The sequence below is a fragment of the Mesorhizobium sp. P170090 genome, from assembly GCF_057786115.1.
This window is the reverse complement of record NZ_JBYNWH010000001.1, coordinates 3021565-3037051: the sequence shown is the minus strand read 5'-3', so window position 1 is coordinate 3037051 and position 15487 is coordinate 3021565. Positions and strand designations below refer to the sequence as shown.

At 63.6% G+C, this 15487-nt stretch carries 14 protein-coding genes; 11 read left to right on the top strand and 3 right to left on the bottom strand.

What is annotated here, in order from left to right; genetic code table 11:
- Positions 1-12 precede the first annotated feature (12 nt).
- From AC3EML_RS14375 to fabD, 3 genes are all read right to left on the bottom strand, one after another.
- The gene (locus AC3EML_RS14375; RefSeq protein ID WP_006203723.1) at positions 13-249 is read right to left on the bottom strand and encodes an acyl carrier protein; all 237 of its coding nucleotides are present in this window, start codon (positions 247-249) and stop codon (positions 13-15) included.
- A gap of 221 nt (positions 250-470) precedes the next feature.
- A complete protein-coding gene (gene fabG / locus AC3EML_RS14370) occupies positions 471-1208 on the bottom strand; it encodes a 3-oxoacyl-[acyl-carrier-protein] reductase (RefSeq protein ID WP_023685686.1) in 738 nt (245 codons plus the stop codon).
- Positions 1209-1268: 60 nt separating this feature from the next.
- A complete protein-coding gene (gene fabD, locus AC3EML_RS14365; RefSeq protein WP_023743797.1) occupies positions 1269-2216 on the bottom strand; it encodes an ACP S-malonyltransferase in 948 nt (315 codons plus the stop codon).
- Positions 2217-2493: 277 nt separating this feature from the next.
- On the opposite strand from fabD, the gene AC3EML_RS14360 reads away from it, so the two are divergent.
- The 11 genes from AC3EML_RS14360 (at position 2494) to AC3EML_RS14310 (ending at position 15443) form a co-directional block, all read left to right on the top strand.
- Positions 2494-4422 carry an LTA synthase family protein gene (locus AC3EML_RS14360; protein WP_023743796.1) on the top strand — a complete coding sequence of 643 codons (1929 nt, stop codon included), beginning with the start codon at positions 2494-2496 and terminating at the stop codon, positions 4420-4422.
- Positions 4423-4733: 311 nt separating this feature from the next.
- Complete coding sequence (gene rpsF / locus AC3EML_RS14355) at positions 4734-5234, top strand: 30S ribosomal protein S6 (RefSeq protein ID WP_023672722.1); 501 nt, start codon at positions 4734-4736, stop codon at positions 5232-5234.
- Positions 5234-5482, top strand: coding sequence for a 30S ribosomal protein S18 (gene rpsR, locus AC3EML_RS14350; protein WP_006203718.1), 249 nt, complete (start codon positions 5234-5236; stop codon positions 5480-5482). Before rpsF ends, rpsR begins: the two co-directional genes overlap by 1 nt.
- A 266-nt stretch (positions 5483-5748) precedes the next feature.
- On the top strand, positions 5749-6336 hold the full coding sequence (gene rplI / locus AC3EML_RS14345) for a 50S ribosomal protein L9 (protein WP_023672721.1): 588 nt from the start codon (positions 5749-5751) through the stop codon (positions 6334-6336).
- Positions 6337-6522: 186 nt separating this feature from the next.
- The gene (locus AC3EML_RS14340; protein WP_023672720.1) at positions 6523-7872 is read left to right on the top strand and encodes a cyclopropane fatty acid synthase; all 1350 of its coding nucleotides are present in this window, start codon (positions 6523-6525) and stop codon (positions 7870-7872) included.
- A gap of 157 nt (positions 7873-8029) precedes the next feature.
- Positions 8030-8995 (top strand): small ribosomal subunit Rsm22 family protein, encoded by a 966-nt coding sequence (locus tag AC3EML_RS14335; protein ID WP_023695601.1) that lies wholly within the window; start codon positions 8030-8032, stop codon positions 8993-8995.
- Positions 8996-9225: 230 nt separating this feature from the next.
- On the top strand, positions 9226-10719 hold the full coding sequence (locus AC3EML_RS14330) for a replicative DNA helicase (protein WP_023672717.1): 1494 nt from the start codon (positions 9226-9228) through the stop codon (positions 10717-10719).
- A 230-nt stretch (positions 10720-10949) separates the two neighbouring features.
- Entirely contained in the window at positions 10950-12353 is a 1404-nt protein-coding gene (gene radA / locus AC3EML_RS14325; RefSeq protein ID WP_023672716.1) for a DNA repair protein RadA, read from the top strand.
- A gap of 48 nt (positions 12354-12401) precedes the next feature.
- Entirely contained in the window at positions 12402-13067 is a 666-nt protein-coding gene (locus AC3EML_RS14320) for a CvpA family protein (RefSeq protein ID WP_023672715.1), read from the top strand.
- A 108-nt stretch (positions 13068-13175) separates the two neighbouring features.
- Positions 13176-14657 (top strand): amidophosphoribosyltransferase, encoded by a 1482-nt coding sequence (purF, locus tag AC3EML_RS14315; RefSeq protein WP_023672714.1) that lies wholly within the window; start codon positions 13176-13178, stop codon positions 14655-14657.
- 30 nt (positions 14658-14687) lie between these two features.
- On the top strand, positions 14688-15443 hold the full coding sequence (locus tag AC3EML_RS14310; protein WP_023672713.1) for an SDR family NAD(P)-dependent oxidoreductase: 756 nt from the start codon (positions 14688-14690) through the stop codon (positions 15441-15443).
- Positions 15444-15487 lie beyond the last annotated feature (44 nt).

The following is a 15487-nucleotide window of genomic DNA, read 5'->3' as shown; positions in this document are numbered from 1 at the left end:
CTGCGGATGGTGTCAGGCCGAAGCCTTGTCGATGTACTTCACGGCATCGCCGACGGTCAGGATGGTCTCGGCCGCATCGTCCGGAATCTCGACGCCGAACTCTTCTTCGAAGGCCATGACGAGTTCGACCGTGTCGAGGCTGTCTGCGCCCAGATCATCGATGAAGCTCGCCTGCTCCGTCACCTTGTCGGCATCGACGCCAAGATGTTCGATGACGATCTTCTTGACGCGCTCTGCGGTGTCACTCATTTGGGGCATCCTCGTCTTTTGTTTGTCTGTCTTCGTTAGCGGGCAGAATGCCGCTAATCAAGCTGAAAGATGGTCCTGCCGGAAACGCAACGATGCCGGACCGGTTTTTGCCCGAACCGCCGGGTTGCGGGCCGCATTACACGAAAAATGGCTGAGGTCCAAGGCGAAATGGTCTCTTTTCACAAGCCGGCCATGTCTTCTTATCACCCGGCAATATCCTGTCAGATCATGGCCATGCCACCGTTGACATGGATGGTCTGGCCGGTGACGTAGGCTGCCTCGTTGGAGGCGAGATAGGCGACGGCCGACGCCACTTCAACACTCGTGCCCATGCGGCGCGTCGGGATCGCGGCCATTATCGCGTCTTTCTGCTTGTCGTTGAGCTTGTCGGTCATGGCCGATTCGATAAAGCCCGGGGCGACGCAGTTGACGGTGATGTTGCGGGTGGCGATCTCCTGCGCCAGCGACTTGGAAAAGCCGATCATGCCGGCCTTGGAGGCGCAATAATTGGTCTGGCCAGGATTGCCGGTGACGCCGACCACCGAGGTGATGTTGATGATGCGGCCATGGCGGCGGCGCATCATCGGATGGGTCAGCTCGCGGGTCAGCCGGAACACGGCGGTGAGGTTCACCTCCAGCACGCTGTCCCAATCCGCGTCCGCCATGCGCACGAACAGGCCGTCCTTGGTGATGCCGGCATTGTTGACCAGTATGTCGACGCCTTCGAGTTCGGCTTCGGCCTTCTGGCCAAGCGCCTTGACCTCGTCACGGTCGGCAAGATTGGCCGGGAACAGCTTTACCCGGTCGCCGAGTTCGCCGGCCAGGGTCTCCAGTTTCTCGATGCGGGTGCCGTGCAGGCCGACAATGGCGCCTTGCGCATGCAGCACCCGGGCAATCGCCTCGCCAATGCCGCCCGATGCGCCGGTGACGAGCGCCTTGCGGCCGGTCAGTTCGAACATTTTCGTCTCCTGATCTTAAGAGAACACCCTTCCCACGGGAGGGGTTGAATCGCCAGTGGATTATGCAAGCGCGGCCAGCGCCGCCTCGACATCTGGCGGCGTGCCGACGGCGGATGTGGCGATGTCGCGGTTGATCCGCCGCGCCAGGCCGGAAAGCACCTTGCCGGCGCCGATCTCAAACAGCGTGGCGACGCCGTTGGCGCCGAACCACTCCACCGTTTCGCGCCAGCGCACGCGGCCGGTGATCTGCTCGACCAGGCGGCGCGCGATCTCGTCGGGGTCGCTGGTCGGGGCTACAGTGACGTTGGAGACGACGGGCACGACCGGTGCATTCTTGGTCACGCCGGCCAGCGCCTCGCGCATGACATCGGCCGCCGGCGCCATCAGCGCCGAATGGAAGGGTGCGGAGACCTGCAGCATCAGCGCCCGCTTGGCGCCCTTTTCTGTGCACAGTTTCGCGGCGAGTTCCACCGCCGCCCTGGCGCCGGAGATCACCAGCTGGCCGCCGCCATTGTCGTTGGCGATCTGGCAGACTTTGCCGGATCCCGTTGCGGCCTCGGTGCAAGCGGCTTCGACGTCGGGCTGTTCCAGTCCGATGATCGCCGCCATGGCGCCCTCGCCGGCCGGCACCGCCGCCTGCATGGCGTTGCCGCGGATGCGCAGCAGCCGGGCAGCATCGGCGACCGAAACGAAACCGGCCGCGGCAAGGGCGGAATATTCGCCGAGCGAATGACCGGCAACGTAGGCAACCTTGTCCTTCAGCGAAAAGCCGCGCGCTTCCAGCGAGCGGATCGCCGCCAGCGAGACCGCCATCAGCGCCGGCTGGGCATTGGCAGTCAGGGTCAGCGCCTCTTCCGGGCCTTCCCAGATCAGTTTCGACAGCTCTTCGCCCAACGCATCATCGACTTCCTCGAACACCCTGCGTGCCTCGGGGAAGGCGTCGGCGAGGTCCTTGCCCATGCCGACAGCCTGGCTGCCCTGTCCCGGAAAGGTGAATGCGACGGCCATTTGGGCGCTCTCCAGCGGCTGATTTTTCCTGCCTGTGACGCAAGGCGGACCGTCAAGTCAAGCCCGGAGGCGGCATTTCGGCTCTCGCTTGAACCGGAGCTGACCTCGAGTCCCTGTTCCCAAAGGCTTTTTGCCGATCACACCTGATGAAAACCGCTCACGAATCGTTTGCTGGCTCTTCTTATTTTCGCCACAGGCGCTAGCTTTTGCATGACAGTTCTATGACAGAACGGTGGCGCGAGTGGAAATACGCGTTGCTTGGGCCGGGGGAAGAGACGTGGCTAGGATCAGGAAAGGCGCGGCCGTACCCGCGCCACAATTCTTGGAAGACGATCCGTCCACCGGCTACCTGCCGGGGCGCAGATGGCCGGTCATCCGCTACGGTCTGGTCACGCTGCTTGCCTCCGCCATCCTGGTGTTCGCTATCGAATGGATCGTGCGCGGCGACTTCTTCGGCACGGTCGACTTCTTCCTGCAGCCATTCAAGCCGGGCTGGACCACCATCATTGTCTTTGCATTGGTGCTGATGGGACTGGACGCCGTGCTTGGCCGCAGTCACCAGAGCCTGATGATCGTGGCGCCCCTGACGCTGGCGCTGGCCTTTGTCGGGCATCAGAAGTCGCATTATCTCGGCGATCCGCTCTACCCAACCGATTTTCTTTATTCGCGCCAGATCATGGCACTGATGCCGCTCCTGGTGCGCGAGCGGCCCTGGACGGCGCTCGCCATGGCGGTCGGCATCGTCGCCGGCCTGTCGCTGCTGATCTATGGCTGGCGGTTGTGGCGCCGCAAGGTTCCGATCCTCAGCCGCAAAGGGCGGCTGGCGCGGCTGACGCTGGCAGTGCCGCTGCTCGCCTTCTTCGTCTCGATCATGGACTACGCCACCTTCTCGTGGACCCGCGACCGGCTGCAGATCATCCCGATCATGTGGGACCAGAAGGAGAACTACGCCTCCAACGGGTTTGCGCTGGCCTTCGCGCTCAACGTGCCGATGGCGCATGTCTCGGCGCCGGCGGGCTATTCCGACAAGGCGATCGACGCGATCGACAGGCCTGCTGTGGCGGCCTCGGTACCGGATGAGAAACCCGACATCATCGTGGTGATGAGCGAATCTTTCTGGGATCCGACCAAGCTGCCCGGCGTCACAATCACGCCTGACCCGATCCCCAATGTGCGGGCGCTGCGTTCCGGCTATATGTTTTCGCCGGAATTCGGCGGCATGACCGCCAACATCGAATTCGAGGCGCTGACCGGCTTTTCCAATGCCTTCCTGCCGGCGGGCTCGATCCCCTACCAGCAATATGTGCGCACGCCGACGCCGTCGCTGGCGACCTTCCTGAAAAGCGAGGGCTACCGGGCGCGCGCCATCCATCCGGGCACCAACTGGTTCTGGAACAGGGGCGCCGTCTATGCCGATTTCGGTTTCAACGATTTCCGCTCGGAAGAGACGCTGCCGCCACTGGAAAAGCGCGGGCCGCTGGCTTCCGATGCGTCGATGACCGACGAGATCATCGCAGAGGCCGACGCCAGCGAGCGGCCGGTGTTCTTCTTCGCCGTCAGCCTGCAGAACCACGGTCCCTACGAGCCGTACCGCTATTACAATCCGACCCACAAGGTCGTGGCACCGATCAGCACGTGGGCGCGGGAATCGCTGCTCAGCTACGCCGAGGGATCGGCCGATGCCGACCGTGGCCTCGAGCGATTGATCGAATGGGCGAAGAAGCGCGAGCGGCCGACGGTCATCGCCTTCTTCGGCGACCATCTGCCGCCGCTCGGCCCCGTCTATGTCGAAACCGGTTACCTGAAGGACAATGTCGCGCCGCGCAAGGAACCGACGCCGGAGGCGGCACTGGAGCATCATCAGACGCCGCTGGTCATCTGGTCTAACCGCACCGGTCCGGCGCAGGATATGGGCGCGGTGAGCCCGGCCTTCCTGCCCTACCATATCCTTACCACGGCCGGGATCACGCACCCCTACTATACCGGCTTCCTGGGCGCGCTGCGCGAACGCTATCGCGTCGTCGACCGCAATCTGCTTTTGACACCGTCAGGTGAGGCCACGCCGGACTGGGCGCGGCAGAAGGACGTTGATCCGGCGATCAACGACTTCCGCCTGCTGCAATACGATATGATGTTCGGCAAGCGTAAGGCGGCTCCGGACTTCTTCCCCGAAACGATCAACGGTGGTACCCCGCATACGAGTTGATGCCTGGTATTTTTCCAACCCTGCGACGCCAGGACGCTGTCCGGAGCATGCGTTACCCTTGCCTTCCAGCCAATTTGCTATATAGACGCCCGCAATCTGCCGGTCCTTGCTGGGGGCTGAACGGAGGGCCGGAGGTTTTACCCAAAACCTTCGTGTGAAGCCAGAAGCGCTTCCGCCTCCCGTGTCTCCGCTCTCGACCGTCTCGAAATGCTCCTTTCTTCCCCGCCCCCTCGGGACCAGCGGGTCAGAGAAGTTGCAGAGGCTTTGCCGCGAGGATCCGGGAGAGAAACGAAGAAAGGCACTGAACCACTATGGCTCTATACGAACATGTGTTCCTTGCCCGGCAGGACCTCTCGCAGCAGCAGGTCGATGCGCTTGTCGAACAGTACAAGGGCGTCATCTCCGCAAATGGCGGGTCCGTCGGCCGGGTCGAGAACTGGGGACTGAAGTCCCTCACCTACCGGGTCAACAAGAACCGGAAGGCTTACTACACGCTTATGGACCTCAACTGCCCGCCGGCAGCGCTCAACGAGATGGAGCGCCAGATGGGCCTGTCCGAGGACGTGCTGCGTTTCCTGACCGTCAAGGTCGAGGCGCATGAGGAAGGCCCGTCGGCCATGATGCAGAAGCGCGAAGAGCGCTCGGAACGCGGCGGCTTCGGCGACCGCGACCGTGGTGATCGTGGTCCGCGCTCGTTCGGCGACCGTGATCGCGGCGACCGTGGCGATCGTCCGCCGCGCTCATTTGGCGACGCCGGTGGTGATCGTGGTCCGCGCCGTCCGCGCGAAGGCGTTGAAGGAGGTGCAGAATAATGGTCGACATCAATCAGATCCCGACCCGGCGCCCGTTCCATCGCCGCCGCAAGACCTGCCCGTTCTCCGGCGCCAACGCGCCCAAGATCGACTACAAGGACGTGCGTCTTCTGCAGCGCTACATTTCCGAGCGCGGCAAGATCGTGCCGTCGCGCATCACCGCCGTCAGCCAGAAGAAGCAGCGCGAACTCGCCAAGGCGATCAAGCGCGCCCGCTTCCTCGGCCTGCTGCCCTACGTGGTTCGCTAAGACTTTCGAGCGGGCGGTTCGCCGCCTGCTTCCTTCTCCCACGGCGACGGGCGCCGCAGGGGTAATTTGATGATGCATGTCGTTGTCCCAAAACCGGGACCACTCTTGGCGACGTGCATTGAAATCCCGAGTTGAGGTGAAAAGCCTCTAACTGCCGCGACAGGCAGGACAGCGACACCGGCGCCAAGGCGCTCAGAGCTTCCTGACCTGTTCCATTCAATTCGGCGCCGATCCCGCGGTCGGTGCCCAGACGAAGGAACAAGACCATGCAAGTGATTCTTCTCGAACGCGTTTCCCGCCTCGGCCAGATGGGCGATACCGTCAAGGTCAAGGACGGCTTTGCCCGCAACTTCCTCTTGCCGCAGGGCAAGGCGCTGCGCGCCAACGAAGCCAACAAGAAGAAGTTCGAAGGGCAGCGCGCGCAGCTCGAAGCGCGCAACCTCGAGCGCAAGTCGGAAGCCAGCCAGGTTGCCGAAAAGCTCGACGGCAAGAGCTTCATCGCCGTGCGTTCGGCCGGCGAGACAGGCCAGCTCTACGGTTCGGTGTCGACCCGCGACATCGCCGACCTGCTGACCGCCGAAGGGTTCTCGGTCAACCGCAACCAGATCCAGCTCAACCAGCCGATCAAGACCATCGGCGTCACCAATGTGGCGATTGCGCTGCATCCGGAAGTCGAGGTCACCATCAGCCTCAACATCGCCCGCACGGCCGACGAAGCCGAGCGCCAGGCCAAGGGCGAGACGCTGACCACCGCCGAAGCCATCTATGGCGACGACATCAACGACAACGCACGGCCGGAGAACTTCTTCGACCCGAACACCGAGTTCGAAGGCGGCGAAGAAGACAACGCCTGATCCCGCACGGGGCCTGATCGGGAAGCGAGGGGAGCAGCGCTCCAATCACTTCCTCGTCATCCAGCCTTTCTGGACCAATGCCCGGGCCTCTCGCCCGGGCATTTTTGTGCCAAATGGAACTTTTCGAACCCCTATATATTGTTGCAGAATTGGTCCGCCAGTCTGACCGTGAGGGGACATTTGGTGATGAATATTCTGTTGAAGCGCGTTCTCGACCGCCTGGTGCGTACGGGCAATCTGAAAGTCACCGGGCCGAAGGGCTCGACAGTGGTTTTCGGCGACGGCAGCGGCGAGCCGGTGCATATGCACATCAAGACCGCGCATGCCGAGCGCGCCATTACCTTCGATCCGATGCTGGCCGTGCCGGAAGCCTATATGGACGGCGAACTCGACATCATCGAGGGCGGCGTACTGGGTATGATGCGCATCGCCTTCCAGAACATGGGCAGCGGCGGTATCGACGCCACCTGGTCGAAGGCCATCGAGGGTCTGCGCCACGCCTTTCGCCGCCTGCAGCAGATCAACACCGCATCACGGGCGCGCCGCAACGTGCAGCGCCACTATGATTTGTCGGGTGACCTCTACCGGCTCTTCCTAGACGACGACATGCAGTATTCCTGCGCCTATTTCGAACAGCCGGACATGACGCTCGACGAGGCGCAGATGGCCAAGAAACGCCATATCGCCGCCAAGCTCAGGCTGAAGGCCGGCCAGACCGTGCTCGATATCGGCTCCGGCTGGGGTGGGCTCGGCCTCTATCTCGCCAAGGCTTTCGATGTCGACGTGCAAGGCGTGACGCTGTCGACCGAGCAGCACGGCGTCGCCACCGACCGGGCGCATGCGCAAGGCTTGCAGGACCGCGTGCATTTCGACCTCAAGGACTACCGCGAACTCAACGAACGCTTCGACCGCATTGTCTCGGTCGGCATGTTCGAGCATGTCGGCGTCAACCACTTCCGCACTTTCTTCGACAAGTCGGCGACGTTGTTGAAGCCCGACGGCGTCATGCTCTTGCACACGATCGGCCGCTCCGGCGTGCCGTGGGCGACCAGCGCCTTCATCCGCAAGTACATTTTTCCGGGCGGCTACATTCCCTCGCTGTCGGAGGTGATGCCGGCGATCGAGAAGTCGGGCCTTGTGGTCACCGACATCGAGATTTTGCGGCTGCACTATGCCGATACGCTGAAGCATTGGGGCCAGCGCTTTGCCGCCAACCGCGACAAGGCCAAAGCCATCTACGACGAGCGCTTCTGCAGGATGTGGGAGTTCTATCTGGCGGCTTCGGAAGCCGCCTTCCGCTGGCAGGATCTGGTGATCTTCCAGATCCAGATCGCCAAGAAGAACGACACGCTGCCGATGACGCGCGACTACATGGCCAAATGTGAAAAGGCGCTCGAAATGCGCGAAATGGGGCATCGTCAGGAGGCGGCGGCCGCCGAGCCTGCTGTCGCTAGGTCTGTGCCTGCCAGGTCCGTTGCTGTCAGGTCCGTTGCGGCCAAGCCAGCGCGCCGTCGCAAGGTGGCGGATCGCGAATAACGCCTCGATTGCGATTGCCGCTTGCCATTGACGGCTCTGACACTGAAAAAGGTCTCGTTCTCGCGAGACCTTTTTTAATGACCTGCCTGCCCACCATCGCCACCACCCTTGTCGAGTTCGCCCGCGCCTCGGTGCTCGCGGCACGCGGAGCCTGAGCGTGGAACTCCCCGCCTCGCTGCGACAAGGCGTCGAGCGCCTGCTCGAAACGATACCGCTGGCGGTGCTGCGCCAGGCGGCGAAGACGCTGTCTGACCGCTACCGCGCCGAATTGCGCGACGGCCGCCCGCACATGGCCGAAGAGATGGCGGTAAAAGCCTATCTGGCGACGCGGCTGCCGGCGACCTACGCGGCGGTACGGGCCGGTCTCGACGAACTCGCCTATGCGCGGCCCGATTTCCAGCCAACGAGCTTGCTCGATGTCGGCGCCGGTCCTGGCACGGTGCTTTGGGCCACTACAGACCTGTGGCCCGACCTCGAAGAGGCGGTTCTGGTTGAAGCAAGCGCCGCGGTGCGCAAGGTTGGCCAGTCGCTCGCCCTTGATACCATCGCCACCAGGATGGACTGGCGCGCCGGCGACGTGACCATCGACCTTGCCGATCTCAAGCCTGCCGATCTGGTCACCTGCGCCTATGTGCTGGACGAGATCGCGCCGGCATCGCTGCCGAAGCTTGTCGGCCGGCTCTGGCATTTGACCGGCGACACACTGCTGATTGTCGAGCCCGGCACACCGGCAGGCTGGCAGCGCATCCTGGCAGTGCGCAGGCAATTGCTGGAGGCCGGGGCGCATGTGCTGGCGCCTTGTCCGCATGAGGCGCCCTGCCCGCTTGAGCCGCCCGACTGGTGCCATTTTTCGCGCCGCGTCGCCCGCTCGCGCCTTCATCGCCTGGCCAAAGACGCGGACGTGCCGTGGGAGGACGAGAAATTCATCTACGTCGCGGCGTCGCGGCAACCCGCGCCTGTACATCCGCCCCGCGTGATTGCGCCGCCGAAATCGGGCTCCGGCAAGGTGCTGCTCAAACTGTGCCAGCCGGATGGCGGCGCCGGCGAGACACTTTTCACCAAGCGCGAGGGCGAGCTGTTCAAGGCAGCGCGGCGGCTGGACTGGGGCGATACACTGGACTAGAAGCGGATAATCACCGAGATTGTTCTTGCTCTGTTCCAACGACTCGGATAAAAGTCAGCGCCTTTCTGAGTCAACCGGAATCGGGGCGCGGAAACACTCTTCTGTGGACGGTTTGCCGCCCCTGTGAACAACGGGCATCGAGGTTGATTGGTCGTGCGGTGATGCAGAAAGGTCAGCACCGATTTATCTCGTTCTGATATCGAGAAGCCGGGATCAAAATCGGGGACATCATGGCAGAGGCAGCGCGAAAATTCGGCGTGGCGGAGCAGCAACCGCTTTATCGTGAAGCGCCGAACAACATTGAGGCCGAGCAGGCGCTGCTCGGCGCCATCCTCGTCAACAACGATGCCTTCTACCGCGTCTCCGACTTCCTCAAGGCCGGCCATTTCTACGAGCCGCTGCACCGGAAAATCTTCGAGGTCGCGGCCGAGCTCATCCGCATGGGCAAGGTGGCGACGCCGATCACGCTGAAAACCTTCCTGCCGGCCGACGAGAAGGTCGGCGACATGACGGTGGCGCAATATGTGGTTCGTCTGGCGGTCGAAGCCGTCACCGTCGTCAATGCCACCGATTATGGCCGCGCCATCTACGATCTGGCCACGCGCCGGGCGCTGATCACCGTCGGCGAGGACATGGTCAACATCGCCTATGACGCGCCGGTCGACATGGCGCCGTCCGAACAGATCGAGGATGCCGAGCGGCGGCTGTTCGAACTGGCCGAAACCGGCCGTTACGATGGCGGCTTCGAGAGCTTCACCGACGCGGTCAAGACCGCCGTCGACATGGCCAACGCCGCCTATATGCGCGACGGCCATTTGTCGGGCCTCGCCACCGGCATGCGCGATCTCGACCGCCGCATGGGTGGCCTGCAGGCGTCGGATCTGATCATCATTGCCGGCCGTCCGGGCATGGGCAAGACATCGCTAGCCACCAACATCGCCTTCAACATCGCCGAGATGTATGAGCCGGCGCAACAGGCCGACGGCTCGTTCAAGGCAGCCAATGGCGGCGTCGTCGGCTTCTTCTCACTGGAAATGTCGTCCGAGCAGCTCGCCACCCGCATCATTTCCGAACAGACGGAAATTTCGTCGTCAAAAATCCGCCGCGGCGAGATTTCAGAGATGGATTTCGAAAAGCTGGTCGCCTGCTCGCAGACCATGCAGAAGATCCCGCTGTTCATCGACCAGACCGGCGGTATCTCGATCGCGCAGCTGTCGGCGCGGGCGCGGCGGCTGAAGCGTCAGCGCGGCCTCGACCTCATCGTCATCGACTATATCCAGCTGATGCAGGGGTCGAGCGCGAAATCGTCGCAGAACCGGGTGCAGGAAATCACCGAGATCACCACCGGCCTCAAGGCGCTGGCCAAGGAACTCTCCGTTCCGATCATCGCGCTGTCGCAGCTGTCGCGTCAGGTCGAAAGCCGCGAAGACAAACGCCCGCAGCTGTCCGATCTTCGCGAATCCGGTTCGATCGAGCAGGACGCCGACGTGGTGATGTTCGTCTATCGCGAGGAATATTATCTGAAGAACCGCGAGCCGAAGCCCGGGACCGATGAATACATCAAATGGGAACACGAGATGAACGAGATGCGCGGCAAGGCCGAAGTCATCGTCGCCAAGCAGCGCCATGGCCCGACAGGTTCGGTGAGCCTCGCCTTCCATGGCGAGTTCACACGGTTTTCCGACCTCGCCGAAGAGCATCATATTGCGGAGAGGTTCGAGTAGCTTTTTGGCCTACCGCAGCGCTCCGTCACACCCCCCTCTGGCCTGCCGGCCATCTCCCCCGCAAGGGGGGAGATCAGCAGCTTTGCGGATGGCGCTCATCTTGCGACGTTGGCGATTGGCGAAAGCAGCGACGATAGCCAATCTCCCCCCTTGCGGGGGAGATGTCCGGCAGGACAGAGAGGGGTGTGCAGGATCACCCTCCTTCGGTCATTTGCAGGCAGCATCACTCCATGGCTAAATCGCGCGTCCAGTTCATCTGCCAGAATTGCGGGTCGGTGCATCAGCGCTGGGCCGGTAAATGCGATGCCTGCGGCGAGTGGAACACACTCGTCGAGGAAGGCACCTCGGGCGGCATCGGCTCGGGACCGGCCAACACGCGCAATGCGCGCAAGGGCCGCGCCGTGGTGCTGACCAGCCTGTCCGGTGACATCGAGGACGCGCCGCGCATCATCTCGGGCATTGGCGAACTCGACCGCGCCACCGGCGGCGGCTTCGTGCGCGGCTCGGCGCTGCTGGTCGGCGGCGATCCCGGCATCGGCAAGTCGACGCTGCTTACCCAGGCCGCAGCAGCATTGGCGTCAAAAGGCCACCGCATCGTCTATGTCTCGGGCGAAGAGGCTGTCGCGCAGATCCGGCTGCGGGCGCAGCGGCTTGGCGTCGCCGACACGCCGGTCGAACTTGCCGCCGAGACCAATGTCGAGGATATCCTGGCAACAATAGCCGACGGCAGAAGGCCGGACCTCGTCATCCTCGATTCCATCCAGACGCTGTGGACCGACATGGCCGACTCGGCGCCCGGCACCGTCACCCAGGTGCGCGCCTCGGCGCAAGCGATGATCCGCTACGCCAAATCCACCGGTGCTGCCATCGTGCTGGTCGGCCATGTGACCAAGGAAGGCCAGATCGCCGGTCCGCGCGTCGTCGAGCACATGGTCGACGCCGTTCTCTATTTCGAAGGCGAAGGCGGCCATCACTACCGCATCCTGCGCACGGTGAAGAACCGGTTTGGGCCGACCGACGAGATCGGCGTCTTCGAGATGTCGGACAAGGGCTTGCGCGAGGTCGCCAATCCGTCGGAGCTGTTCCTCGGCGAACGCCACGCAAAATCGCCGGGTGCCGCGGTATTTGCCGGCATGGAAGGGACACGTCCGGTGCTGGTCGAGATCCAGGCACTGGTGGCGCCGTCCACATTGGGCACGCCGCGCCGTGCCGTCGTCGGCTGGGACGGCGCACGGCTGTCGATGATCCTTGCCGTACTCGAAGCCCATTGCGGCGTGCGCTTCGGCACCCACGATGTCTACCTCAACGTCGCCGGCGGCTACCGGATTTCCGAGCCGGCGGCCGATCTGGCGGTTGCCGCTGCACTGGTTTCGTCGCTCACCGGTCTTGCCCTTCCCGCCGATTGCGTCTATTTCGGCGAAATCAGCCTGTCGGGCGCAGTGAGGCCGGTTGCGCATGCGCAGCAGCGCCTTAAAGAGGCCGAAAAGCTGGGTTTTGGAAGTGCGGTTCTGCCCTTGGGCAGCGAGGAGGTTGTCGGGGGGATCGGGGCCGGCGCTTTCCAGCCGACCGAACTTGCCGATCTCGTCGCACGCATAGCCGGCTCACGGCGCAGCCGTGTCGACGTGGAAGATTGACGCGGCTCGCCCGAGCCGTGAAAAGACAATCTGAGTGGGGCGAAAGACATGCCGATTACGCTGCTGGACGGAATTCTCGTCGGCTTCACCCTGGTCTCGGCGATGCTCGCCATGGTTCGCGGCCTGTCACGCGAAATCCTGTCCGTCGTGTCCTGGGCGGCTGCCGCCGCGGCGGCATTCTTCTTCTACAAGCCGGTGCTGCCTTACGTTCAGCCCTATGTCGAAAGCGACAAGATCGCCATGGCGGCATCCGCCGGCATCGTCTTCCTCATCGCGCTGATCGTCGTTTCCGTCATCACCATGAAGCTTGCCGACTGGATCATCGATTCCAGGATCGGCGCGCTCGACCGTACGCTGGGCTTCCTCTATGGCGCCGCGCGCGGCGTCCTCGTTGTCGCCGTGGCGCTGCTGTTCTTCAACTGGCTGGCCGGCGCCAAGGCGCCCGCCTGGATCGCCAACGCCAAGTCGAAGCCGCTGCTCGAGACCATCGGCGCCAAGCTGGAAAGCCTGCTGCCCGAAGATCCGGAAAACGCCATCCTGAAGAAGCTCAATCCGAATCAGCCGGCAGCCGAGACGCCTCCGGCGGCCGATGCACCGGCGGCGGATGCTCCGGCAACCGGTGACGATACGCCGGCGCCCGACGACGAGACCGACGCTCCGGCCGATAACGCACCCGCGCCCGCTGCTCCGGCTCCGGCCGCGCCGGCAAACTGATACGGACGGATGGTGCCGGACAGGCGCCATCCCGGCAGTTCCGGCCTGACTACGTTGCTTTCGCGGCGCTATCGCACTATATGGCCATTTTAGCGGAGCTTGAGCCCCATGGCAGTTTCGAAGGCAGACGCGGACGACGTGCTTTCCGCCGAAGCAGACGATCATTTCCACGACGAATGCGGGGTGTTCGGCATTTTCGGCCGGCAGGACGCTGCGGCCATCGTAACGCTAGGCCTGCATGCGCTGCAGCATCGCGGCCAGGAAGCGGCCGGCATCGTCTCCTATGACGGCACGCAGTTCCATGTCGAACGCCATGTCGGCCTGATCGGCGACACCTTCACCAAGCAGCACGTCATCGACAGCCTGCAAGGCAACCGTGCCATCGGCCACACGCGCTATGCCACGACCGGCGGCGCCGGCATGCGCAACATCCAGCCCTTCTTCGCCGAACTCGCCGATGGCGGCTTTGCCGTCGCCCATAACGGCAATCTCACCAACGCCATGACCGTGCAGCGCGCGCTGCAGAAGCAGGGCGCGATCTTCTCGTCGACCTCCGACACCGAGACGCTGCTGCATCTCGTTGCCACCAGTAAGGAACGCGATTTGAATTCGCGCTTCATCGACGCCGTGCGTCAGGTCGAAGGCGCTTTCTCGCTGGTCGCGATGACCTCCAAGAAGATGATCGGCTGCCGCGATCCGCTCGGCATCCGCCCGCTGGTGCTCGGCGACCTGGACGGCGCCTGGATCCTGGCCTCCGAAACCTGCGCGCTCGACATTATCGGCGCCCGCTTCGTGCGCGACCTGAAGCCCGGCGAAATGGTCGTGGTGACCTCGAAGGGCATCGAGAGCCTGTTCCCCTTCGAGCCGCAGAAGACCCGCTTCTGCATCTTCGAATATGTCTATTTCGCCCGCCCGGACTCCTCGGTCGAAGGCCGCAATGTCTACGAAGTGCGCAAGCGTATCGGCGCCGAATTGGCGCAGGAAAGCCCGGTCGAGGCCGATATCGTCGTGCCGGTGCCGGATTCCGGCACGCCGGCGGCAATCGGCTTCTCCCAGGCGGCAGGCATCCCCTTCGAACTCGGTATCATCCGCAACCACTATGTCGGCCGAACCTTCATCCAGCCCGGCGATTCGATCCGCCATATGGGCGTCAAGCTCAAGCACAACGCCAACCGCCGGATGATCGAGGGCAAGCGCGTGGTGTTGGTCGACGATTCGATCGTGCGCGGCACCACCAGCCAGAAAATCGTGCAGATGGTGCGCGACGCCGGCGCCAAGGAAGTGCATATGCGCATCGCCTCGCCGCCGACCAGCGCGTCGTGCTTCTACGGCGTCGACACGCCGGAGAAGTCGAAGCTTTTGGCATCGCGCATGTCGATCGAGGAAATGGCCGAGTTCATCCGTGTCGATTCGCTCGGCTTCCTCACCATTGACGGGCTCTACCGCGCCGTCGGCGAAGCCAGCCGCGACAATGAGCAGCCGCAATTCTGCGACGCCTGTTTCACCGGCCAGTACCCGACCCGCCTGCTCGACTTCGAAGGTCACGACAATGTGCGCACGCTGTCGCTGCTGGCGAACAACGGGGCGTAAAGCCCAACTGCTATCCTTGAAAGCGCTCGCATGACCCTCGACCTCTCCGGCCGCGTCGCGGTCGTTACCGGCGCCTCGCGCGGCATCGGCTACTTCATCGCCAAGGAACTTGCCGCCGCTGGGGCCCATGTCATTGCGGTAGCCCGGACCGTCGGCGGGCTGGAAGAACTCGACGACCAGATCAAGGCCGAGCGCGCGAAAACCGGCAAGGGCGAAGCGACGTTGGTGCCTCTCGACCTCTCAGACATGGCCGGCATCGACCGGCTGGGCGGCGCCATTCACGAGCGCTGGGGCAAGCTCGACATTCTGGTGGCCAATGCCGGTGTGCTCGGCGTCATCTCGCCGATCGGCCATGTCGAGGCCAAAACCTTCGAGAAGGTTATGACCATCAATGTCACCTCGACCTGGCGGCTGATCCGCTCGGTCGACCCGCTGCTCAGGCTGTCCGACGCCGGCCGCGCCATTCTCATGTCGTCCGGGGCCGCGCATTCGGCGCGCGCCTTCTGGGCGCCCTATGCGGCGTCGAAGGCGGCTGTGGAAGCCATGACGCGTTCCTGGGCGCATGAGACGCAGAGCCTGCCGCTCCGCATCAATGCGGTCGACCCCGGCGCCACCCGCACCGCCATGCGTGCGCAGGCCGCGCCCGGCGAGGATCCGGAAACGCTGCCGCACCCGTCAGAGGTGGCAAAACGCATCGTGCCGCTGGCGAGCCCCGAGATGAAAGAGACGGGGCTGATCTTCCAGGTCAAGAACAACCGCTTCGTCGCCTACCGGCAGCCGGAATAAACCGGGTTGTAGCGGGATTAAACAGGCCTCCAGTTACGTTTCTT

Excerpts from the sequence above, each read along its gene's own strand:
- AC3EML_RS14375 (WP_006203723.1), bottom strand. The coding sequence starts at position 249 with ATGAGTGACACCGCAGAGCGCGTCAAGAAGATCGTCATCGAACATCTT.
- fabG (WP_023685686.1), bottom strand. The coding sequence starts at position 1,208 with ATGTTCGAACTGACCGGCCGCAAGGCGCTCGTCACCGGCGCATCGGGC.
- fabD (WP_023743797.1), bottom strand. The coding sequence starts at position 2,216 with ATGGCCGTCGCATTCACCTTTCCGGGACAGGGCAGCCAGGCTGTCGGC.
- rpsF (WP_023672722.1), top strand. The coding sequence starts at position 4,734 with ATGGCTCTATACGAACATGTGTTCCTTGCCCGGCAGGACCTCTCGCAG.
- rpsR (WP_006203718.1), top strand. The coding sequence starts at position 5,234 with ATGGTCGACATCAATCAGATCCCGACCCGGCGCCCGTTCCATCGCCGC.
- rplI (WP_023672721.1), top strand. The coding sequence starts at position 5,749 with ATGCAAGTGATTCTTCTCGAACGCGTTTCCCGCCTCGGCCAGATGGGC.
- AC3EML_RS14340 (WP_023672720.1), top strand. The coding sequence starts at position 6,523 with ATGAATATTCTGTTGAAGCGCGTTCTCGACCGCCTGGTGCGTACGGGC.
- AC3EML_RS14330 (WP_023672717.1), top strand. The coding sequence starts at position 9,226 with ATGGCAGAGGCAGCGCGAAAATTCGGCGTGGCGGAGCAGCAACCGCTT.
- radA (WP_023672716.1), top strand. The coding sequence starts at position 10,950 with ATGGCTAAATCGCGCGTCCAGTTCATCTGCCAGAATTGCGGGTCGGTG.
- AC3EML_RS14320 (WP_023672715.1), top strand. The coding sequence starts at position 12,402 with ATGCCGATTACGCTGCTGGACGGAATTCTCGTCGGCTTCACCCTGGTC.
- purF (WP_023672714.1), top strand. The coding sequence starts at position 13,176 with ATGGCAGTTTCGAAGGCAGACGCGGACGACGTGCTTTCCGCCGAAGCA.
- AC3EML_RS14310 (WP_023672713.1), top strand. The coding sequence starts at position 14,688 with ATGACCCTCGACCTCTCCGGCCGCGTCGCGGTCGTTACCGGCGCCTCG.